19 protein-coding genes are annotated in these 20521 nt (G+C 62.2%); 15 read left to right on the top strand and 4 right to left on the bottom strand.

All coding sequences use genetic code 11. The annotated features are described in order from the left end of the window. Window positions 1–8 precede the first annotated feature (8 nt). Window positions 9–1364 (bottom strand): cytochrome C, encoded by a 1356-nt coding sequence (locus tag ACZ6WW_RS11965; RefSeq protein ID WP_465274382.1) that lies wholly within the window; start codon window positions 1362–1364, stop codon window positions 9–11. Between the two features lie 68 nt (window positions 1365–1432). Then, on the bottom strand, window positions 1433–2071 hold the full coding sequence (locus tag ACZ6WW_RS11970; protein ID WP_465274503.1) for a cytochrome b: 639 nt from the start codon (window positions 2069–2071) through the stop codon (window positions 1433–1435). 278 nt (window positions 2072–2349) lie between these two features. Here ACZ6WW_RS11970 and ACZ6WW_RS11975 point away from each other — a divergent pair, with 278 nt between their 5' ends. The 15 genes from ACZ6WW_RS11975 (at window position 2350) to ACZ6WW_RS12045 (ending at window position 17555) form a co-directional block, all read left to right on the top strand. Beyond that, the gene (locus tag ACZ6WW_RS11975) at window positions 2350–2787 is read left to right on the top strand and encodes a sugar 3,4-ketoisomerase (RefSeq protein WP_281850949.1); all 438 of its coding nucleotides are present in this window, start codon (window positions 2350–2352) and stop codon (window positions 2785–2787) included. Continuing rightward, a complete protein-coding gene (locus tag ACZ6WW_RS11980; RefSeq protein WP_465274383.1) occupies window positions 2772–3437 on the top strand; it encodes an acetyltransferase in 666 nt (221 codons plus the stop codon). Before ACZ6WW_RS11975 ends, ACZ6WW_RS11980 begins: the two co-directional genes overlap by 16 nt. Before the next feature lie 7 nt (window positions 3438–3444). Beyond that, the gene (locus ACZ6WW_RS11985; RefSeq protein WP_465274384.1) at window positions 3445–4398 is read left to right on the top strand and encodes a glycoside hydrolase family protein; all 954 of its coding nucleotides are present in this window, start codon (window positions 3445–3447) and stop codon (window positions 4396–4398) included. Then, window positions 4385–5317: a GNAT family N-acetyltransferase gene (locus ACZ6WW_RS11990; RefSeq protein ID WP_465274385.1), complete on the top strand. Its 933-nt coding sequence runs from the start codon at window positions 4385–4387 to the stop codon at window positions 5315–5317. The genes ACZ6WW_RS11985 and ACZ6WW_RS11990 overlap by 14 nt, the downstream gene beginning before the upstream one ends. Next, on the top strand, window positions 5317–6429 hold the full coding sequence (locus ACZ6WW_RS11995; protein WP_465274386.1) for a DegT/DnrJ/EryC1/StrS family aminotransferase: 1113 nt from the start codon (window positions 5317–5319) through the stop codon (window positions 6427–6429). The genes ACZ6WW_RS11990 and ACZ6WW_RS11995 overlap by 1 nt, the downstream gene beginning before the upstream one ends. After that, window positions 6426–7676, top strand: coding sequence for an O-antigen translocase (locus ACZ6WW_RS12000; protein ID WP_465274387.1), 1251 nt, complete (start codon window positions 6426–6428; stop codon window positions 7674–7676). The genes ACZ6WW_RS11995 and ACZ6WW_RS12000 overlap by 4 nt, the downstream gene beginning before the upstream one ends. After that, a complete protein-coding gene (locus ACZ6WW_RS12005) occupies window positions 7673–8626 on the top strand; it encodes a glycosyltransferase family 2 protein (RefSeq protein WP_465274388.1) in 954 nt (317 codons plus the stop codon). The genes ACZ6WW_RS12000 and ACZ6WW_RS12005 overlap by 4 nt, the downstream gene beginning before the upstream one ends. Continuing rightward, complete coding sequence (locus ACZ6WW_RS12010) at window positions 8623–9780, top strand: hypothetical protein (RefSeq protein ID WP_465274389.1); 1158 nt, start codon at window positions 8623–8625, stop codon at window positions 9778–9780. The genes ACZ6WW_RS12005 and ACZ6WW_RS12010 overlap by 4 nt, the downstream gene beginning before the upstream one ends. A gap of 1 nt (window position 9781) precedes the next feature. Continuing rightward, window positions 9782–10591, top strand: a complete 810-nt coding sequence (locus ACZ6WW_RS12015; protein WP_465274390.1) for a Wzz/FepE/Etk N-terminal domain-containing protein — start codon at window positions 9782–9784, stop codon at window positions 10589–10591. A 160-nt stretch (window positions 10592–10751) separates the two neighbouring features. Next, window positions 10752–11594 (top strand): class I SAM-dependent methyltransferase, encoded by an 843-nt coding sequence (locus ACZ6WW_RS12020; RefSeq protein WP_465274504.1) that lies wholly within the window; start codon window positions 10752–10754, stop codon window positions 11592–11594. Between the two features lie 5 nt (window positions 11595–11599). Then, the gene (locus ACZ6WW_RS12025; protein ID WP_465274391.1) at window positions 11600–12826 is read left to right on the top strand and encodes an amidohydrolase family protein; all 1227 of its coding nucleotides are present in this window, start codon (window positions 11600–11602) and stop codon (window positions 12824–12826) included. A 247-nt stretch (window positions 12827–13073) separates the two neighbouring features. Further along, a complete protein-coding gene (locus ACZ6WW_RS12030) occupies window positions 13074–13772 on the top strand; it encodes a class I SAM-dependent methyltransferase (RefSeq protein ID WP_465274392.1) in 699 nt (232 codons plus the stop codon). A 21-nt stretch (window positions 13773–13793) separates the two neighbouring features. Continuing rightward, on the top strand, window positions 13794–15311 hold the full coding sequence (locus tag ACZ6WW_RS12035) for a B12-binding domain-containing radical SAM protein (protein ID WP_281850937.1): 1518 nt from the start codon (window positions 13794–13796) through the stop codon (window positions 15309–15311). A 10-nt stretch (window positions 15312–15321) separates the two neighbouring features. Then, entirely contained in the window at window positions 15322–16452 is a 1131-nt protein-coding gene (locus tag ACZ6WW_RS12040) for a glycosyltransferase family 4 protein (protein WP_465274393.1), read from the top strand. Next, window positions 16449–17555 (top strand): glycosyltransferase family 4 protein, encoded by a 1107-nt coding sequence (locus ACZ6WW_RS12045; RefSeq protein ID WP_465274394.1) that lies wholly within the window; start codon window positions 16449–16451, stop codon window positions 17553–17555. Before ACZ6WW_RS12040 ends, ACZ6WW_RS12045 begins: the two co-directional genes overlap by 4 nt. Here the strand turns inward: ACZ6WW_RS12045 and ACZ6WW_RS12050 are convergent. Further along, entirely contained in the window at window positions 17498–18775 is a 1278-nt protein-coding gene (locus ACZ6WW_RS12050; RefSeq protein ID WP_465274395.1) for a nucleotidyltransferase family protein, read from the bottom strand. The two genes, ACZ6WW_RS12045 and ACZ6WW_RS12050, sit on opposite strands and share 58 nt — an antisense overlap. Beyond that, window positions 18750–20252, bottom strand: a complete 1503-nt coding sequence (locus tag ACZ6WW_RS12055) for a B12-binding domain-containing radical SAM protein (RefSeq protein WP_465274396.1) — start codon at window positions 20250–20252, stop codon at window positions 18750–18752. The genes ACZ6WW_RS12050 and ACZ6WW_RS12055 overlap by 26 nt, the downstream gene beginning before the upstream one ends. Between the last annotated feature and the right edge of the window lie 269 nt (window positions 20253–20521).

The following is a 20521-nucleotide window of genomic DNA, read 5'->3' on the forward strand; positions in this document are numbered from 1 at the left end:
GCGAGGTGTTAGAACGCTACGCTTGCCGAAACCGAGAACGCGTTCAGATCGCCGGGCTTGGTTTGCGCCACGCCGAACGGAACGCCGAAGATGTTGTTCGTCACGCCGTTGAACTTGGTGAAGCGGAACCAGGTGGCCGAAAGCTTGAGGTTGGCGATCGAGGTGAACGAGTCCTCGCGGCCGAACGGCGTCCAGAACAAGGTGATGAGGTTGGCCGTGGTATCGGGGTTGCCGAAGGGGCCGAATCGAACCGCATCGCGGGTGCCGTTGCTCTGCAGATGAGCAACCTGCAGGCTGTAGGCTTGCTTGAATGTGTAAGTGACACTCAAAGTTTCGTCGTGCAGTACACCGCGTGGCAAGGCGGTGAGGCCGGTGGGGCCTACCGGTGTGCTGCCGTATTTGCGCTTCTCGAGAATATTGACGTACGAAAGCTGGACGATATTGTCCCGATTGCCGATGAACTGGTACGACAAGTCGTAGCCCAGGTCGAACAGGTTGTCGCTGGGCCCCGTACGCGGAAGCTGGCGCTTGGTCGTCAAGCCGACGACGCCGACCGAGAAGAACTGCCGTTTCATGTCCTTCATGTATGCGAAGCGGAAGTAGCCGGTGTCGCTGATCTTGCCCGGGTCGCCGGAGATGTTGTAACCGAGGCGATCCTGCGTCGAGGTCGGTAGCGAGGTATAGGTGCCGACCTCGCCATACCAGTTGGCGTCGTACAGACCGTAGACGTTGGCGCCGATCACGCGGTTGGCCGGGTTGTTGGGACCGGACTGGCCGAGGAAGGTGCCCGTCGGCCCGCTTCCGGTCGCCGGCCCGAGGCTGGTCGCCGCCGGCAACACATCCACCGGATCATCGAAGCCCGGGCTATTGTTGACGCTTACGCCGAGCGTGAAATCCCTGCCGTTGAGCTTGAGCTCTTTGGCGACAAAGCGCAGATCGAGATTGCTGAGCGTGGTGTTGTACGTATTGTTACGCCCGGTATAGGCCGATACGACCTTGGCATAGCCACCGAACTGGTCGGAGATGCGCCCGGCGATGTACAGGTCGGCCTCGGTAAGAGCGGTGCTGCTTGGGCCACGCGCAGGCGCGGTGTGTGTTTCCGTTAATTGGCCAGCCAGCGGAATCTTGACGCCATGCCCATCCGTATCGGTGTAGCCATTGAGCTTGAAGCGCATGCCGTAGGGCGTGAGCAGCGGGCCATAGGAGCCGGCATGGCAGTCCGCGCAGGCCGAGCCGGTTTGTCGTGCGAAGGCCGGAATCGCTTGGGCCGCGGTGCTGGCCAGCAGCAGGAGCGCTGCCAGTCCACACCACAGGAGCATCTTCTTGGGCCGTCGCATCGTGCGTCGGTTCAGAAAGGACAGCATGAGGTCTCCTTGCTTTTTATTAGATGCAACGGGGATGAGGGCGACATGCCTGTCGACGGCAGTGCCGATCAACGGCGGCGGTTGGGCAACATCCTGCGAAGCACTTCATCGCGCAGGACGAAGTGGTGCCAGAGCGCCGCGGCAACATGCAGCGAAACCAGTCCAAGCAAGACCCAGGCGGCATTCAGATGCCACGCCTGCAAGGTGTCGGCGAGATCCTCGTCGGCGCTCACGAGTGCGGGCAGCGTCAGGCCGAGCAGGTGTACCGGCTTGCCTTCGGCGTTGCTCAAGGCCCAGCCGAGCAAGGGCAGGGTGAGCAGCAACGCATATAAGGCGACATGCGTCAGACCGGCCATCAGGCGAACGAGCTTTGGAAAATGCTCGTCGTGCGGCAGTTTTCCCAGCCGCAGGCGAATGCCGACGCGCGCAAGAAAAAGCATCAGCACGAACAGGCCGAAATGACGATGCCCTTCGAGCAACCACTGCCGTACCGCTTTCCCGTCGATCTGGTCGCGGGTCAAGATAAAAGTCACGGCGGCAACGACGCAAAACACGGTCAGCCAATGCAGCACCACCAGCTTTCTGGGTCGTGCGGGCACGCGGGTCTCGGTGGGCTGTTGAGACGGGCTGCTCAGCGGCTCATCCACGCCAGCCACGAATGCCGCGTTACCGGTCCCCTTTGGTGGAGTCTCTTTCTCCAGTCCCATGCTCAAGATGCCCTTGCGCGCCGCCGTCATCATGCCGATCCCCTTATGTAACCGTGACCCGCTTCGCACTTGCGTTGGCGCCGTGCGCAGACGGAAAGGGGCCCAATGCGCATGAGTGCCGATGAAACCGGGAAAGGTTGCGTGGCCGAGGGAATAAAAAGACGCGGCGCCCGGTAGGCCTGGCCGGCGGCGTGTCGACAACGACGCAACCTTTCGCGAATGAGGCGGCACTCAAGCTTGTGAGCGGTCCTCCAAGCAATGACAACGTGGCCTAAAACATGGAAATCGAACGCATCCAGCTGCAATCGCATGGCGACAGTCGCGGCATGCTCATTGCCTTGGAGCAGGACCGGAACGTGCCCTTCGAAATCCGGCGCGTGTATTACCTGTTTGCTACAAGCCGCGACGTGCATCGCGGCCAGCACGCGCATCGTCATCTCAATCAGCTGGCGGTAGCGGTGCGCGGATCGGTCACGTTCCTGCTCGATGACGGCACCGGGCCGGTCGAGGTCGTGCTGGACGATCCGTCGCAAGGCTTGCTGCTCGGTCGCATGGTATGGCGTGAGCTGTACAACTTCAGCGAAGACTGCGTATTGATGGTGCTGGCCGATCAGCTCTACGACCCGGCCGATTACATCGCCAACTACGACGATTTCCTGCGTGAAGCGAGCGCTCCGCTGCAACGAGAGGGCGCGGCAGCATGGCCCGGCCGCTAGTATTGATCGGCGCCGGCGAGTTCGCGCAGATCGCCTGCGAATACTTCGAGCATGACAGCGACTATGACGTGGTCGCCTTCAGCGTGGAACAGGCGTACCTGACGCAACCGGTCCTGGCCGGTCGTCCCGTCGTGCCTTACGAAACGCTGGAGATGCATTTCCCGCCAGGCGATGTCGAGGTCTTCGTCGCTGTTCCGGCGAGCAAGCTCAATCGCCTGCGTACGCGCCTCTACCAGGATGTCAAGCGCCGGGGCTATCGCTTCGCGACCTATGTCAGCAGCCGGGCATTCGTGTGGCGCAATGCGGAGCTGGGCGAAAACAGTTTCATCTTCGAAGGCAACGTGATCCAGCCCTTTGTTCGTATCGGCAACAACTGCGTGCTGTGGAGCGGCAATCATGTGGGGCATCGCACGGTCGTCGGCGATAACGTCTTTGTGGCATCGCATGCGGTGATTTCCGGGTACTGCGAGATCGGCGACAGCAGCTTTATCGGCGTGAATGCGACCTTCAACGATCGCGTGAAAGTGGCGCGGGACAATGTCATCGGCTCGGGCGCGCTGGTGACTCGCGATACGGAGCCGGGCCTGATCTACGTCGGTTCGCCGGCGCGTGCCTTGCCCGGCAAATCCAGTCTCGATGCAGGCATTTGAAAAGCGCATGCCCGGATGGAACAAGAAAGGATTGGTCTTTGAAACCGCGCGGCACAGCGTGGGCGACTGGATGCGCCATTCGGCGCTTACGCCGACGCCGTATCGACTCGATGATGAGCTGATACGCGTCTATGCGGGGTTTCGTGACGCCGATGGTGTCAGCCGTATCGGCTATGTCGACGTGCGTGCCGACGATCCTGCGACGATCGAGCGGGTCAGCGCCGTGCCAGTGCTCGACATCGGCCGGGGCGGTTGCTTCGACGATCATGGCATGATCCTGGGCGATGTCATCGATGCGCCCGGCGGCCTGCACATGTTCTATGTCGGCTTCCAGCGTGTTGCCAAGGCCAAGTTTCTCGCTTTCACCGGCCTTGCCATCTCCAAGGATGGGGGCGAACACTTCGAGCGCGTGCAGGAAACGCCCATCCTGGATCGCGCGCCAGGCCGTAGCACGATCGGCGCGGTGCATTCGGTCATTCGCCAGGATGGCCGCTGGCGCATGTGGTACGCGGTGGGAGACGACTGGGAAATCATCGACGGGCGTCCCTTTCCGCGCTATCACATTCGCTACGCTGAAACGGACGATCCGAGATATCTGCCGCGCGAAGACCATGTCTGCCTGCTGCCACGCGGCAGCGAATACCGCATCGGACGGCCGCGCGTGTACCGGCGCGGCGACAAATACGTCATGTACTTCACGCGCGGCAACACCACAGGCGAATATTTTCCCGGAGTCGCCCATAGCGACGACGGCGTGCATTGGGAGCGCCGCGACGAATCGCTGGGCCTGGCGCTTTCCCCAAGCGGCTGGGACTCCCAGACCATCTGCTATCCCACCCTGATAGGCCAGCGCGACAAGCTGCTGATGTTCTACAACGGCAACGACATGGGCGTGGATGGATTCGGTGTGGCCGAAGCCGATGGCGAGCCGCTCGAGGGTGAAGCCGATGTTCACGGTTAGACCCTATATCCCCGCCGATGCCAGAGCCTGGGATGGGCTGGTCGAGCGCTCCCGCAACGGCAACATGCTGCATCGGCGGGCCTATATGGACTACCACGCCGATCGATTCGTCGACTGTTCGCTGGTGATCGAACGCGACGGCGACGTCGAGGCGGTCTTTCCCGCCAGCATCCGGGACAGGCAGGTAACCAGCCACGGCGGTTTGACCTATGCCGGGCTGATTGCCAGCCATGCACTGCGCGCCGAGTCGACGCTTGCGGTGTTTCAGCAGATGGGCGACCACTACCGTGCAAACGATGTGGAGCGCATTGTCTACAAGGCGGTACCACACATCTTTCATGCCTATCCCGCTGAAGAAGACCTGTATGCGTTGCATCGGTCCGGCGCGCGACTCGTGCGCCGCGATCTCTCCTCGGTCATCGCGCTGCAGGAGCCGTTCGAGCTCAACCAAGGACGCAAACGCGCCGTCGCCAAGGCGCGAAAGGCCGGCATCGAGTGCCAGGTCGGTGCTGATTTCGACGACTTCCACGCGCTGCTTCGCGAGGTGCTGCAACGACACGGAGTCTCGCCGACCCATAGCCTGCAGGAACTGTACTTGCTGCAGGCGCGCTTTCCCGAACAGATCGTGTTGCACGAGGCGAGGCGCGAAGGCGTGCTGTTGGCCGGCGTGCTGGTCTACGATTTCGGCGCCGTGGTGCACACCCAGTACCTGGCCGCCTCGCAGGAAGGGCGTCATCTGAATGCGCTGACCTTGCTGCTGGCCGAGCTGATCGACCGCGAGTACGCGGATCGGCGTTACCTGAGCCTTGGCATTTCCACCGAGCAGCAGGGCGCCGTGCTCAACGAGGGCCTGGTCGCGCAGAAGGAACATTTCGGCGCCCGCGCCGTGGTGCATGATTTCTACGAGTGGGTGCTCTGATGGACGTACCCTTTCTCAGTCTCAGGGACGTCAATGCCCGTTATGCCGACGAGCTGAAGGCTGCGGCAGCACGAGTGATCGATTCGGGCTGGTACGTGCTCGGCGACGAGCTGGCAGCGTTCGAGCTTGAGTTCGCCCAATACAGCGGCGCACGTCATGCGATCGGTGTGGGCAACGGACTGGATGCGCTGTCGCTGATCCTGCGCGCTTACAAGGAGCTGGGCGCGCTGGCCGAAGGCGACGAAGTGATCGTGCCCGGCAACACCTTTATCGCAAGCTTTCTGGCGATCACCGAAAACCGGCTGGTAGCGGTTCCGGTGGAGCCGGATCCGGTCAGCTTCAATCTCGATCCTGCCTGCGTGGAAGCTGCCATCGGTCCGCGTACCCGCGCGATCATGGCGGTGCATCTGTATGGCCAGCTGGCGGACATGTCGGCATTGGCCGCGTTGGCGCAACGACACCGGCTGCTCCTGATCGAAGACGCTGCGCAGGCACATGGCGCGACGAGCGATGGCCGCAAGGCCGGCGCGTTTGGCGATGCGGCGGCCTTCAGCTTTTTTCCGACCAAGAACCTGGGTGCGCTGGGGGATGGCGGTGCGGTGGTCACCGATGACAGCGCGCTCGCCAAACGCATCGCGGCGCTGCGCAACTATGGATCGGATGTGAAGTACCTGCATCTCTACCAGGGTGTCAATTCACGACTCGACGAAATGCAGGCCGCCTTGTTGCGGGTAAAGCTGAATCATCTCGACGACGAGATCGCCTGGCGCCGCCAGGTCGCTCGCCGTTATCGGGAGGGTATTCGCCATCCGCATATCCAGGTGCCCGAGGTAGTGCAGGAAGAGCGGCACGTCTGGCACCTCTTCGTTGTTCGAAGCGCGCATCGCGACGCGTTGCAGTTGCATATGCAAGCGCATGGCATTCAATGCCAGGTGCATTATCCCGTACCCGCACATCGGCAGCCGGCCTATCCGGGGCTGCAAGGTTTCTCTTTGCCGGTAACGGAGCGTCTTCACGACGAAGTGTTGAGCCTGCCGATCGGCCCGACCTTGAGCGCGGATGCGGTGGAGCGGGTGATCGAAGCTTGTCAGTCCTTCGTGTGTCCGGCATGAACATCGTCCGCGCCGGCTTCTACTCCGCTATTGCCACGGCCGCACGGCTGTTGGCAGGGCTGGTGGTGATCAAGCTGGTGGCATGGTTCGCCGGACCCGAAGGCGTCGGCAAACTGGGGCAATTCATGAGCCTCATGTCCCTGCTGGCGATCCTCGCCGGCGGCGGTATCAGCGCTGGTATCGTCAAGTATGTCGCGGAATATCGCAACGACCCGCAACGGTTGTCGCGCCTTCTCGCAGCCGCGCTCTGGTACGCGCTGTGCGCGTCCTGCCTGATGGGTGGCGCAGCACTCCTGTTCAGCCGGCCGCTTGCTGTCTGGTTGCTGGGCGACCCGCAGTACGCGGGGCTGATCCGCGTGTTGGCCGTGGCGCAGCTCGGCATCGCGTTGGTCAACTACATCCTGGCGGTCATCAACGGTTTCATGGACGTGCGCCGGCTGGCATTTATCCAGGTGCTCGGTTCGATGTTCAGCGTCGTGATCGTGTTGTGGCTGTCACGATGGCTCCAGCTGTACGGCGCGCTACTCGCCCTGGTGATAGGACAAGTGCTGTGGCTCATTGTCGGCTTGCCGGCGTGGTGGCGAAGCCCCTATTTCCAGCGCAGCATGTTGCGGATGCATTTCGATCGCGAGATGACGTTGCGGTTGGCGGCGTTCTCGATGATGACGCTCACCTCGGCCTTGCTGCCACCGCTGATCAATATCGCGGTTCGCGATCATCTCGCTGCCCAGTACGGCTGGGAGCAAGTAGGTTATTGGCAGGCGGTCAGCAAAGTGTCCGATGCCTACCTGCTGTTTCTCACCACCGCCATCAATATCTACTACCTGCCCAAGCTGGCGTCGACCCAGGAGCGTGGCGCACTGGTGGCTGAGCTGCGCAATGCCTATCGCTATCTGCTGCCGGCGGTCGTTGTTCTCGCGGCGGTGGTGTATGTGCTTAGAGATTGGGTGACCGGTTTGCTCTTCAGCGCGGATTTCAGCTCTGCCAACGCACTGTACGGACCGCAGCTGTTGGGCGACGTCATCAAGATTGCATCGTTCATTCTGTCCTACGTCATGTTGGCCAAGGCCATGACGCGGTTGTTCGTCGTGTCCGAATGCGTCTTCGGCGCCAGCTATCTGCTGCTGGTCTATCTGTTCACCGCGCACTTCGGACTGATCGGCGCGATGTACGCCTTTGCGGTCAATTACCTGATCTACCTGGTTTTCAACGTGCTGGTCGTACGACGTTATCTGGGGGCGTTATGACGACAACTGCCGACATATCCAAGAGTCCCGCGGCGATGCCGTTGGTTTCCGTGCTGATACCGGCCTACAACCACGAACATTTCGTGCAGCGTTGCCTGGACAGCGTGCTGGAGGACCCGTATCCGGCCAAAGAGATCGTCATCATCGACGACGGGTCTACCGATGGCACCGGCGAGTTGATTGCCGAATGGGTGGCCAGGAACGGTCAGTACATTCCCGTCGAGTACGTGCGTCGGACCAACAAAGGCATATCGGCGACCTTGAACGAACTGGCGGCGCGGGCGCGCGGCGAGTTCTTCCGCCTGGGCGCAAGCGACGACTATCTGTTGCCCGGTGGACTGGATGCGCAGGTTCGCTATCTGCTGGCGCATCCGCGCAAGGGCGCGGTGATCGGCGACTCGGTGGTCATCGATCAGGATGGGAACAAACTGCATGACAGCGGCATGTGCGATCTGCACGGCGCGGATAAGCGGCTGTATGACTCCGACGACGGCATACGCCGCGCGGTCATCACGCGTTGGGCGATCGGCGGCCCGGTCACGCTGATTCGCAAGAGCGCGCTGGAGACCGTGGCTCGGTGGAGCGAGGGCTTGCGTATCGACGACTGGGATCTGTTTCTACGCCTGGCCGCTCGGGACGCGCTGGGGTTTATCGATGTCAGCGTCTGTGCATATCGCCTGCATGGCACCAACCTGAGCAAGACGCGGCATACCGCGACTCGTATCGTGAATCTGATCGAATCCCGTCAGGTCGCGCTACGGCGAGTGTGCCTGTTCGACGAACCTTACCAAACGTTGTTGCGAGCACAATCGCATTACATCGGCGCCAAGATCGCGTATCTGCAGCAGCGCGTGGGCCCTGTGGTTTTCCATATGACGGCATACTTGGCGCTGTCCGTGTTGTCCAAGCTCAGGTTTCCTTCGACACACGCGCATGCGGAACACGTATGAAGTGGCTGCTGCGTCTACCGTCGACCTATTTGGCGCTACCGCTTCTGCTGGCCTGCGGACTCACGTTGCTTGCCTATGACCTGCCTGACGGCTATCTGGAGGGCATGCTGGTGCTGGCGCTTACCGCCATGGGCGTCATGCTTGCCGATACGGTGATAGGCACTCGCTTGCCCGGGATCGCGCAGTTCCGGGCGCGCCACTATGCAGGTACGCGAGACGCTTTTGTTGCGTTGATTTTTGCGGCGGCGATCGTCCTGTTCTGCCTGCTGGATCTGACCCTGTTTCCCGTGCCGCTGCTGGACAACCCATCGTCCTACGCGACGATGGAGAATGGCCGCGAGCATATCCGGCATATCTCCGATATGTGCTGGACACTCCCAGTCATCGGGCTGCTTTGCGCAAGAAAGCAGTGGCTTCGCAATGCGTTGATCGTCGTCGGGATAATGTTTCCGATTCTGGTGATCGATCGCAACCGCATCTTCGCATCGCTGTTTTCATTCGCACTGGTTATCGTGTTTCGGCGCGACGAGAAGAAGCCGCTGCCGTGGAAGACGATCGGGGTACTGGCGCTGGTCGGCGGCAGCGTGTTTTCGATACTGGGTGCGTTGCGATCGGGGTCGCTCGATACGGTTGCGCTGCCTTTCAGTGCGATGTATCGCGCTGCTCCGCAGGGGATCAAATGGCTGTTGCTCTATAGCAGCGCCGGCCCCTACAACTTTGGCGCGATGGTGGCCAAGCATTACACCAACGCCAGCTTTCTCATTAATCAGGTGGTTCCGTTCAGCGGCTCGATCGCTACCGCAGGGACGGATATTCCACTGGATGCGTCCAATATCAACGTGGGTACGGAGTTTCTGCCTTTTCTGCTCGCGTTTGGCCCGTTGGGGGCGGTAGTGGCGATCCTGGTGCTGTATGCACTGTTGCTATGGAGCGTGCGGCGCCTTCGGCCCGCGGCCTCTCTGTTTCCCCTGCTTATTTTTCTGCGTGTTTCCTACGTATGCGTGATGTCGCCATTCGCGCCGCAGGCATTTATCTGGACGAATGTCGCATTCATCGGTCTTTGTCTGGCAATGCAAACAGCGGCCGCATTGCTGCCCAATCGAAAAGCCGACACGCCGATGCCTGCCCCCGCCCATCTTTCAACGAGCCTCTGACATGGAACAAGACGAAATCTATCTGATCGACATGTGGCGGATTTTCGTGCGCGAATGGCGATGGTTCGTGGCGGTGCTACTGGTGGTCCTGGCTGCGACGTTTGCGTATGCGCACATGGCCAGGCCCAAGTGGGAGGCGACCGCCTCGATACAGGTAGGGCAGGTCGGTTCGGCGCTGCAAGGCACCGATCCCAAGGTCGAACCGTTTCAGCGCGTGATCCAGCGCCTACAGACGCTGGACTTCCAGAACGATGTCATGAAAAGCGCCGGGTTTTCGGCCAAGAGCCCGGAAGCTCAGCTCTATCGCACGAGTTTCAAGCTGGAGCCGGAACCCTATGCCAACCTGATCAAGGTGAGCGTACGTGCGCTTTCGCCGGAGCAGGCCAGGCAGTTCGCTACGGCGACCCTTACCCAGTTGCAGGCGATCCATCAGGGCCTTGAAGCCTTGCCGCTCAAGCTTGCCAAGGAGCGTCTCGATGAAATCCAGACCGAGCTGCAGGACGCCATCGCCGATCGGGATCGATTGCTGCGTGCGGCCGGGCAGGGTGGCAAGGATGAGACGACGCCGGCGGTCGCCGGGATCCTGCTGTCGGGCAAGAATGAGGACATCCACAGCCTGCAGGTCGCCAGAAGCGAACTTATCAATCGCCTGAGCCCGAACTACACCTTCGAGACATCGCTGACATGGCCGATTCGTGTATCGGACTGGCCGGTGTCGCCCAACCTGGTGCTGACTTGGGGCATCGGGGTTTTCTTTGGGCTTTTCATGGGGGCGTTGGCGGCGATCGGCAGGAATGTTGCGCGGCGGTAGATCAGGGGCGCCCCCTCACCCCAGCCCTCTCCCCTGGCTTCGCCGAGGGAGAGGGCTGGGGTGAGGGGGCTCTTCAACCACCACCCGATTCAACCAAAGCACCCGATATCGGCACTCACCACCTATACGAACGAAAAAGGCCGGTGACGCAGGGATGAGTATGACCGTACAACACAAGCTCGAAGCCGGTGGCACCTCGCTCGACGAGTCGCAGTTGCTCGAGACGCAACGCGCCTTTGACAGCGTCGCGGCTGACTACGACGGCCCGCGCGGTAACAACGAGCTGATCCAGCGCATGCGCATCACCTTGTGGGACACGGTGCACAGTGAGCTCTCCCCCGGTGCCCGCTTGCTCGACCTGGGCTGCGGCACCGGCATCGACGCGGTCGAGTTCGCCCGGCGCGGCTTTCGCGTCGTTGCTTCGGACTGGTCGCCGCAGATGGTCGAGCGTGCGCGTGCGCGCGCCGAAGCATCGGCACTCGAATCGCGTGTCACCGCCGTACATCTGGGCATCCAGCAACTGAATCAACTCGAGGGCGAGTTCGACGGCATCTATTCGAATTTCGGTCCATTGAACTGCGCGCCGGATCTCGCTGCCGTTGCCAACGAATGTGCACGCCTGCTCAAGCCCGGTGGTCGGCTGGTTTTCTCGGTGATGGGCCGAATCTGCCCCTGGGAGCTGGGACATTACGCGCTGCGCGGTCGCTTCAAGCGGGCCGGCGTGCGCGCTGCGCGTGGCGCAACCGCGGTGGGCATGAATCGTCATACGATCTGGACGTACTACTACCTGCCGCGTGAGTTCTACAAGCCGTTCGCCGAGCACTTCTCGTTGGCAAGCTATCGCGCGCTGAGTCTGTTCCTGCCACCGCCCTATCTGGTCGATTACTACCGGCGCCGCCGTAATTGGTGCGAGCGGCTGGGACGGCTCGACGACCGTTGGGGGGCGCTGCCCGTGTTGCGTGATATGGGCGACCATTTCCTGATCGTGATGCATCGGCGCTGATCGCCATGAACGCTCTGCACGCGCCGACCGACATCAGTCTTTGCCGCGCCACTTCGATGATGTCGGCAGGGCCATCGCGCGAGCCGCTGTCGATTCGGGCTGGCCGCATCGACGCATCGGTGGCTGCGAGCGCCTATCGCGTCGAGCTGCGCGATCACCTGATCTTTCCCGGTCTGATCAATGCGCACGAGCATCTGCAGGTCAACTGCGTTCCGCCATTCCGGAAGGGCGCACCGTTTCCCAATAGCTACGCCTGGATTGCGGCCTTTCAGAAGCATTTCGAGAATCCCGCCGTTATCGCTGCGCTGCATGTTTCGAAAGCATTGCGGCTCAAGCACGGTGGGCTGAAGAACCTGCTGGCCGGCACCACTTGCGTGGCGCACCACGATCCCTGGCATCCGACGCTCGATGCGGCTGATTTTCCGGTCACGTTGCTACGCGACTTCGGTTGGAGCTACACCCTGGCCGGCCCCGGCTACGGTCCGCCGCTGGAACAGAGTTTCGCCGCAACGCCAGCCGATCAACCGTGGTTTATCCATCTGGCCGAAGGCACGGACGCGACGGCACAGGCCGAATTGTCGCAATTGGATCAGATCGGCTGCCTGGCACCCAACAGCGTGCTGATTCACGGCGTAGGTCTGCGCGAGCAGGATATCGATCGCGTCATTGCCGTGGGCGCCTCGGTAGTGTGGTGTCCGGGCAGCAATCTTGCCCTGCTTGGGCAATCGCTGGATCCACGGCGTCTGCTGGCCGCCGGCCGGCTTGCGCTGGGTAGCGATTCACGACTGAGCGGCGCGCGCGACCTGCTTGCCGAGATGCGCGATGTCGCTGTGCGCGGAGAGCTGGATGCCGGACAACTGCTGGCGCTGGCGACGACAGATGCCGCGCGCGTTCTTCGGATGCCGTTGCACGGCAGTCTTACACCGGGTGGTCCGGCCGACATGGTGATCGTCGAAGACCGCGGTGGCGACGAAGTCGAAAGCCTGGTCGGCATCGAGCGCAACCAGATTCGCGCCGTGGTACACGCCGGTGTGCCGCGTATCGCCGACCCCGACTTCATCGAGTGGTTTGCTGCCGCGGGCGTGGAGACCGTGCCGGTGATGCTGGACGGCAAGCCGAAGCTGCTGGCCAAGACTCTGGCCGATCCGGCATTGATGGCGCTCGAACCTGGGCTTGAGCTGGTCACGCACAGCAATGAGCGCGATCGCAGCGTTGAAGCGCGGTATCACTGATGAAAACCTCGAAGAATGCGCGAAGGTTCTTGTCACGGCCCCTATTCGTCATCCCGGCGCAGGCCGGGATCCCGTGTCTTCGGTTTCCGGCTTTCGCCGTAGAGCAAATGCTTGTTGATGCTCGCGATGACCGATCACAACGCCACTGGATCCCGGCCTGCGCCGGGATGACGATAGGAAAAAATGAGGTTGTTCCGGGATTGCCGAACTTGTTCCAACAAAAAACACCGTCGTTCGAGGCGCCTTGATGTCGCGCCCACACATGCTCGCACCTGCACAGGCATACGCGCTTTGGGCCGCCAGCTATCCCGCGCATGCCCACAATCCGGTCATGCACGCCGAAGAGCGCGCCATGCTCGAACTGATGCCCGAGTCCTTGCATGGGCAGGCCGTGGTGGATGCAGGCTGTGGCAGCGGCCGCTACATGCTGCATGCGCTGCGCCGTGGCGCGGCATGCGTCACGGGTGTCGACCTGTCGCCGGAGATGCTCGAACGCGCCGATGCGGAGCTGAGCGTCGAACGAAACGACATCCCGGTCGAACTCCTGCAGGGTAGCGTTACGGCATTGCCCGTAGCCGATGCCTGGGCGGACCTGACGGTCTGCGGCCTGGTCGTCGGGCATGTCGAGAATCTTCACGCATCGCTCGCCGAGCTGCACCGCGTAACCCGGCCGGGTGGGCACTTGTTGTGCAGCGACGTGCATCCTATCGGGCATGCGCTCGGCTGGGTTCGCGACTTCAAGTCGGGTGATGAGCGCTATGCCGTGCAGCACACGCAACATCTCTACAGCCATTGGCATGCCGCCTGCGCCACGCTTGGGTGGCAGATCGAGCGTGTGCTGGAACCGATGCTCGATCCGGTCGATATACCGGTAGGTGCCCGCTTCGATCGCATGGCGCTCGAAGTGCCCGTTGCGCTGGTATTCCAGCTGCGTCGTCAGCCATAACCCTCCACGCGCATCCCGCCCATGACACATACGCCCCATACGCTGCTGATCAATCCGACGATTACCTCGCGTGCCAGCGCGCGGTTCCCGTTGTCGCTGCTGCATCTGGCCGCGACGCTGGATCGTGCCGGCAGCAGTCAGATCATCGATGGCAACGTGGAACGCGATTTCATTGCCGAATCGCTACGAACCATCGAACAAGGCCGCGTCGACGCGGTAGGTATCAGCGTGATGGGTGGCCCGCAGATGGCGCCGTCCATCGCGGTATCGACGGCGATACGCGAGCGCTTTCCTCAGTTGCCGATTATCTGGGGCGGCTATTTCCCGACGCTTTACACGGATACGGCGTTGGCCGCGCCGTATGTCGACTACGCCATTCGCGGGCAGGGCGAAGAAAGCCTGCCCGAGCTGGTCTCCGCGATTCATCGCGGTGCGGCGCCCGATGCGCTGGCCAGGATCGGCAGCCTGTCGTGGAGAAACGACGGCGCCGTCGTGCATAACCCGAATCGCCGCTTCACGCTGGGTGACACCGGAGTGGTACTCCCCTATGACAAGCTTGGCGATCCGCGTCGCTATCTCGCGCCGACCTTTCTCGGTCGACGCACGGTTGCGCACCAGGCGGCGATCGGTTGCCGTTTTCGCTGCACGTTCTGCGGCGTGAACGCGATGTTCGGTGGCACCACCGTGCTGCCGGCCGCCGCGCGCCTGGAGCGCGACCTGAGTTACCTCAAGTATGAAGTCGGTGCCGACTCGGTCCAGTTCTTCGATCACAACTTCTTCGACCGCGAAGTAGACATGATTCCGCTGCTCGAAGTCATGGCCAAGCTGGAAATGCCATGGTGGTGTTATGCCCGCTCCGATGCCCTGCTGAATCTCAAGGAAAGCACCTGGGAGCTGGTGCGCAAGAGCAAACTGCGCATGGCCTATATCGGCGCCGAGTCGCCCAGCGGCCAGATGCTCAAGGAAATCCGCAAGGGCACGCGGCCGGACCAGACGCTGGAGGTTGCCGAGCTGTGCCGGCGCAACGGCGTGATCCCCGAGCTGTCGTTCATGGTTGCGCCGCCCGAGAACACCGTGGAAGAAACCGAGCACACCTTCGAGTTCATCCGTGACCTGAAGCGGATCAACCCGGAGTCGGAGATCATCGTCTACATCTACACGCCGTTGCCCGAGAGCAGCAAGCACGAAAAGGATCGTGGCAAGCGGGCATCGATGCCTCTGCTCGATCTCAACGGCGAGCCGGTGATTTTTCCCAAGACTCCGGAAGAGTGGATGGAGAAGCGCTGGGTCGACTACGCCTGCCATGCCGATGCGCCGTGGCTGGACGACAAGCTGCGCCAGCATATCCACGACTTCGTGACGGTGCTGCGCTGCCGTTTCCCGACGGTGCAGGATCTGCGCTCACCGCGTTGGGCCAAGCGGAGCCTGAGCGCGATTGCATCGTGGCGCTATCGCCACCGCCGTTACGACAAGCCGTGGGAGCTGAACCTGGCCAACCGGCTGGTGAAGTTGCGCATGCCGCAGGTTTCGGGTCTTTAACGGGGGCTGCTTGCGCGTTGCACAGATCAATTTCCCGTTGGCCCCATCGGACTGCACATCGGAGCAGTTGTTCGAACGATGGCCTTCGCTGGCGGATATCCCCGAAGCGGCGGCCAGCGCCGGCACGCGGGTATCGATGATTCAAGCGGCGACGCGCGAAGAGCGCTTCACGCGGCATGGCGTCGATTACTACTTTATCGACGTAAGCGGAGCGACTACCGCAGCCAGCCGTGCTGACCGGTTCGCCTCAGTGCTGGCCGATATCAAGCCCGACGTACTGCACGTGCATGGCCTGGGATTTGCCGAGGAAGCATTTGCCATATCGCAGCGTTTGCCGCAGCTGCCGCTCATTTTTCAGGATCACGCCGACCGACCGCCCCGTTGGTGGTGGCATCGCTCGAAATGGCGACGTTGGTACACGTCTGCGTCGGGCGTCGTTTTCACTGCGCTGGCTCAGGTGCAACCGTTCACGTATGCCGGTCTGTTCGGACCGTTGACACAATTTTTCGCGATACCCGAGTCGAGCAGCCGCTTCGGCCTTGGCAGCCGCGCCGATGCGCGCGCCACTACGGGACTTTATGGCGACCCATGCGTGCTATGGGTCGGACACCTCGCTGCAGGTAAAGACCCGCTGACCGTACTCGACGGCATCGCGCAGGCTGTACCTGGACTGCCGGACCTGCAGCTTTGGTGTGCCTTCGGTAACGCGCCGTTGCTCGAAGACGTGCACAAGCGCATCGACCACGATCCGCGGCTTGCGGGCCATGTGCATCTGATGGGCAAGGTGCCGCACGCGCAGATCGAGACCCTCATGCAAGCCGCGGACCTCTACGTCTCGGGCAGCCACGCCGAAAGTTGCGGCTATGCCTTGCTCGAGGCGCTGGCTAGCGGAACCACGCCGGTGGTCACGGACATCCCTTCGTTTCGTGCTTTGACTGGTGACGGGCGTATCGGCCATCTGTGGCCACCCGGCGATGCGCAGAGGTTGGCCGAGTCGCTGGTGCGTGCTGCATCAACCCCTTTCTCGCCCGAGCAGGTTCGTGCTCATTTCGATGCCGCGCTCTCGTTCGCCGCCGTTGGCCGCCAATGGGCCGATGCCTATGCGCAGGTGCTCGATGGGCGGTTGAGGAGGGCAGGGTGAAGCTTGCATTGGTTCTTCCCGGTGGCGTGGATCGCACGGGCGAGTACCGCGTGATACCGGTCTTCCTGGCCTTGATCGAGCGCCTGGCGCGTACGCACGAGGTGCATGTGTTCGTGCTGCGACAGGAAGCGGCAGCGGCCGAGTGGGATTTGGTGGGCGCGCGCATTCACAATATCGGCGATGGCTGGCCGCGCGCACGCGCGATCGCGGCGATTCGTGCCGAGCATCGCCGCGCACCGTTCGATCTGGTTCATGCGATCTTTTCCGGCTCCTGCGGTTTTGTGGCGGTCGCGGCAGCCAAACTGCTGCGTCTGCCGAGCCTGGTACATATCGCCGGCGGCGAGCTCGTCGCGCTCCATGCGATCGGTTACGGCGGGCGACAGAAATGGAAAGGGCGTATGCGTGAGGCCGTGGTGTTGCGTTGCGCCGACGTCGTTACCGCGGCCAGTACGCCGATCATCGACTCGCTGCAGGCGCTGGGCATCGACGCCGAACGCGTGCCGCTTGGCGTCGACTTGCAAGCGTGGCCTCCGCTGGAGCCGCGCAAGCGCGATGCAGCGCGCGCGCGATTGATTCATGTAGCGAGTCTCAATCGGGTCAAGGACCAGTCGACCTTGCTACGGGCATTGGCGCTGCTGGCCAAGGCAGGATTGGACTTCGAGATGGATATCGTCGGAGTGGACACCCTGCAGGGCGAGATGGAGCGGCTTGCCCGACAGCTCGATCTGGAGCGGCATGTTCGTTTCCTCGGCTTCAAGACCCAGCGCGAACTGCGCCCGATCATGGCGACGGTCGATCTGCTGGTCATGTCGTCGCTGCACGAGGCCGGCCCTCTGGTATTGCTCGAGGCCGCATTGGCGGGCGTACCCACTGTCGGCACCGCGGTGGGACACATCGCAGAATGGGCGCCTCTTGCGGCATGGGCGGTGCCTGTCGAAGACTTCGCTGCGCTGGCCGGTGCGATCCAGCAGGTGCTCGCCGATGAACCGCTGCGGATGGAATTGGCGCAACGGGCACAACATCGCGCGATGCTGGAAGACGCCGACTATACGGTGCGAGCGTTCGGTGCGCTGTATTCGCGGCTAGTCGATAAGGCGGATTGATCCGTCGGTCCGAAATGTTCCATCGCCGCACGCACGACATAGAGCGTATCCATGCGCGGCACGGGTTGGGTGAGCCAGGTCAGTACGCGTCGCCCATGTTTCAGCTTCACCCAGCTCTGCCCTTGCAGCCAGACCTGGGTGCGGATCATGTCGGCACGTTCCTGCACGGCCTCCTGCGAGGGCCGGATACGGTTCGAAACGTATGTCACGACATCGCGTAGCGAGCGCGACCATTCGAGGCCGGCGAACGCATGCAGCCACAGTTCCGAACAGGAAACCCGGGTCGCCGTCTGGCGGCGCGCGATCGTTCGCAATAGCCAGGGACAGTCGCGTTCGATTCGCGCCAGCACGTTCGTGGGGACGGCTTGCTGGTAGTAACGCGCAACCAGTCGCAGCGGCGGTAACGCCCACCAGGGCGTCTGGGCGGACTGCGTATCCCACAGCGTATTCCAGTCGCCAGGGAGCATGCGCGTCGCCAGCAGCGAGATATCGTTGATATGGATCAGGCGCAGGCTGCGTCCACAGATGTTGCCCGCCGCATGCAGCAACAGATGATTCATCAGCGCGCCGAGCGACGGGTAGGGATTCAGACCCGGTCGAGCGTCGCGCGGATAGATACATTCGGTGATATCGACGGTGGCTATCGGCAGACGTTCCTGGATACGCGTGTGCAGCTCGATATTGATAGGCGTATCGCGATGCTCACCCAGTCCCGTCACATGCTGGCCATCCGCCGGCTTGAACACGCGATGCTTCCATTGCACGAACGATTCGACATAGCCCAACTGCAGCAGCAGCGCGGTAGCTGCTTCGACGTCGCTTTCCCGAACCAGCAGATCGATATCGGCCATGGGTCGATCGCCTGGCGCATAGAGTCCCAGCGCATGTAACGCGGAACCCTTCAAGGGAACGATAGGAAGCCTGGTGTTCCGAGCACCGATATCGATCTTTCGCAGCATCTCCGCGATGCGTTGGTAGCGATGCTCCACATGGTCGCGCTGGCTGGCGAGAAACTGTCGCCATGCCGGGTTTTGCCATGCTGAGGATCGGCTGAGCAGCGGTGCGATGCCGTGCGCGGCGGCAGCCGCCGCCGCCAATCGCCATTCGAGATCGCTCCACTTGGGCGTGCTATGGCCCGGGCGCGCCGAAGCCAGTTCCATGGCAAGCGCTTCGGTGGTGCGGCGCAGGCCGGCCTTAACGATTTTGAGCGGTGGCAACATGGCGGATCGGCTGGGTCTGGCTTGCTGCGGAGGAGGTGACGCGGTCACTGCGATGCGCTTGTTCGCTGGCGATCAATGCATCCCAGCGTGCGTCGAGCGCAACGCTGGCCTGGTGGTAATGTTCGGGCAGGTCGGTGGCCTTGCTTTGCTGCAAGGTGACCTGCTCATGCAACAGGTCGCGCACGCTGCGATAGAAATCGGAGTCATAGGCGCCGCGGAACATCATGGCCAGGTCGGCACTATCCTGCCAATGCGTTTTCTCGCCGAGCTGCGCCTTGACCTGCTCGTAGAACTTCGTGCCCGGCAGCGGATACGACACGCTGACGCCGATATCGTCCGGCGCAGCCTGCGCCACCAGATCGCGGGTCAGCAACAGGTCGGCCAGTTGCTCGCCCAGGTAACCCAGCTGAATAAAGAACCCGACGCGGATGCCGTGTTCCCCGAGTCGCTTGCGTGCCTCGATCAGCTCGGCGACCTTGGTACCCTTGGTCATGCTGTCCAGCACGCGTTGACTGCCGCTTTCCGCGCCGATCCACGCTTCCGTGCAACCGGCGTGCGCAAGCGCCTGGGCCATGCGTTCGCTGGACAGGTCCGCACGCGTCTGGATAGTGAACGGCACCGAGCCGTCCGCGGCACGCAGGTGCTCGCCGAATTCGGTAACCCAGTCGATATGAAACCCGAAGATATCGTCGGCCATCCAAATGTGATCGGGCTGGAAGGTCTGCTTCAGGTACGTCATTTCAGCAGCCACGTCCTGGGCGCTGCGTTGCTTGTAGTGATTTCCCCAGATCGGTTTGGCGCACCAGTTGCAACGGAACGGGCAACCGCGCGACGCGGCCATGTTGAGGCTGAAGTAGCCATGCCGTTCGTGCCACATCGTCCGATAGCGCTCGATGTCGAGCAGATCCCAGGCCGGGCGCCCGACGACGCGAGGGTCGGGTGGCATCACGCCGACGCGCGTGAGTTGCGTCTGCCCGCCAACCAGCGTGGCGATACCGGTGATACCGCCAACCCAGTCTTCGGTCTCGATACCTGGGTTGTGCTGCAGCCGCTCGATCAATTGAATCAGTGCACCGATACCTTCGCCGATCAGCACGGCGTGCGCTCCCGCCGCAAGAAATGCGTCCGGGTGATCGGAGGCATCCGAGCCGGCGACAATCACCCGTGCACCGGCGGCGCGCGCCTCGGCAATCATCTGGCAGGCGGCTTCGCGCATGCGGCCAAGACACATCTTGGTCAGAAAATTGAAATTGTCTTCGTAGAAAACCACGACGTCCGGCTGCGCCGCCTGCAGCGAGCTTGCATAGTCCTCGACACCGTCGGCCAGCATCGCGTCGAACAGGGAGACAGTGTGCCCAGGCTGTCGCAGCATGGCGGCGATCTGGATCGTGGCCAGCGGGGGATAAGGCTTGCCGCGCTCCCACTGCTTTCGGTCGTACGTCAGAAAGTAGGAGTGGCCGACCTGAATCTTTAGCATCTGGGGGGAGCCTTAGGTCATAACAGGGGATAAGCCGCGGCACGTGGCGATGAGGTTCTAGGAACCCAGGCTCGGCGCTGCATGGACGTGAGTGCCCGATCGAGGCCCGCGGGTTGCCTCGTGGCAATAAAAACTGGAAGTCCCGTAGGGCTGGCGAGAGGCAACCTTTTTCTTGCGAAACGGCACTCAACGTTCAGGCTGGGTGCGTACGCCGGCCCGGTGCGATCGAATCGCTGAAACTGCCATCAACGAGGCGCCTTTGACTCCCC

The sequence above is a fragment of the Dyella sp. NPDC103356 genome, from assembly GCF_055584465.1.

Bases quoted from the DNA above. Each gene is read 5' to 3' on its own strand.
- ACZ6WW_RS11965 (WP_465274382.1), bottom strand. From the start codon at position 1,364: ATGCTGTCCTTTCTGAACCGACGCACGATGCGACGGCCCAAGAAGATG.
- ACZ6WW_RS11970 (WP_465274503.1), bottom strand. From the start codon at position 2,071: ATGGGACTGGAGAAAGAGACTCCACCAAAGGGGACCGGTAACGCGGCA.
- ACZ6WW_RS11975 (WP_281850949.1), top strand. From the start codon at position 2,350: ATGGAAATCGAACGCATCCAGCTGCAATCGCATGGCGACAGTCGCGGC.
- ACZ6WW_RS11980 (WP_465274383.1), top strand. From the start codon at position 2,772: ATGGCCCGGCCGCTAGTATTGATCGGCGCCGGCGAGTTCGCGCAGATC.
- ACZ6WW_RS11985 (WP_465274384.1), top strand. From the start codon at position 3,445: ATGCCCGGATGGAACAAGAAAGGATTGGTCTTTGAAACCGCGCGGCAC.
- ACZ6WW_RS11990 (WP_465274385.1), top strand. From the start codon at position 4,385: ATGTTCACGGTTAGACCCTATATCCCCGCCGATGCCAGAGCCTGGGAT.
- ACZ6WW_RS11995 (WP_465274386.1), top strand. From the start codon at position 5,317: ATGGACGTACCCTTTCTCAGTCTCAGGGACGTCAATGCCCGTTATGCC.
- ACZ6WW_RS12000 (WP_465274387.1), top strand. From the start codon at position 6,426: ATGAACATCGTCCGCGCCGGCTTCTACTCCGCTATTGCCACGGCCGCA.
- ACZ6WW_RS12005 (WP_465274388.1), top strand. From the start codon at position 7,673: ATGACGACAACTGCCGACATATCCAAGAGTCCCGCGGCGATGCCGTTG.
- ACZ6WW_RS12010 (WP_465274389.1), top strand. From the start codon at position 8,623: ATGAAGTGGCTGCTGCGTCTACCGTCGACCTATTTGGCGCTACCGCTT.
- ACZ6WW_RS12015 (WP_465274390.1), top strand. From the start codon at position 9,782: ATGGAACAAGACGAAATCTATCTGATCGACATGTGGCGGATTTTCGTG.
- ACZ6WW_RS12020 (WP_465274504.1), top strand. From the start codon at position 10,752: ATGACCGTACAACACAAGCTCGAAGCCGGTGGCACCTCGCTCGACGAG.
- ACZ6WW_RS12025 (WP_465274391.1), top strand. From the start codon at position 11,600: ATGAACGCTCTGCACGCGCCGACCGACATCAGTCTTTGCCGCGCCACT.
- ACZ6WW_RS12030 (WP_465274392.1), top strand. From the start codon at position 13,074: ATGTCGCGCCCACACATGCTCGCACCTGCACAGGCATACGCGCTTTGG.
- ACZ6WW_RS12035 (WP_281850937.1), top strand. From the start codon at position 13,794: ATGACACATACGCCCCATACGCTGCTGATCAATCCGACGATTACCTCG.
- ACZ6WW_RS12050 (WP_465274395.1), bottom strand. From the start codon at position 18,775: ATGTTGCCACCGCTCAAAATCGTTAAGGCCGGCCTGCGCCGCACCACC.
- ACZ6WW_RS12055 (WP_465274396.1), bottom strand. From the start codon at position 20,252: ATGCTAAAGATTCAGGTCGGCCACTCCTACTTTCTGACGTACGACCGA.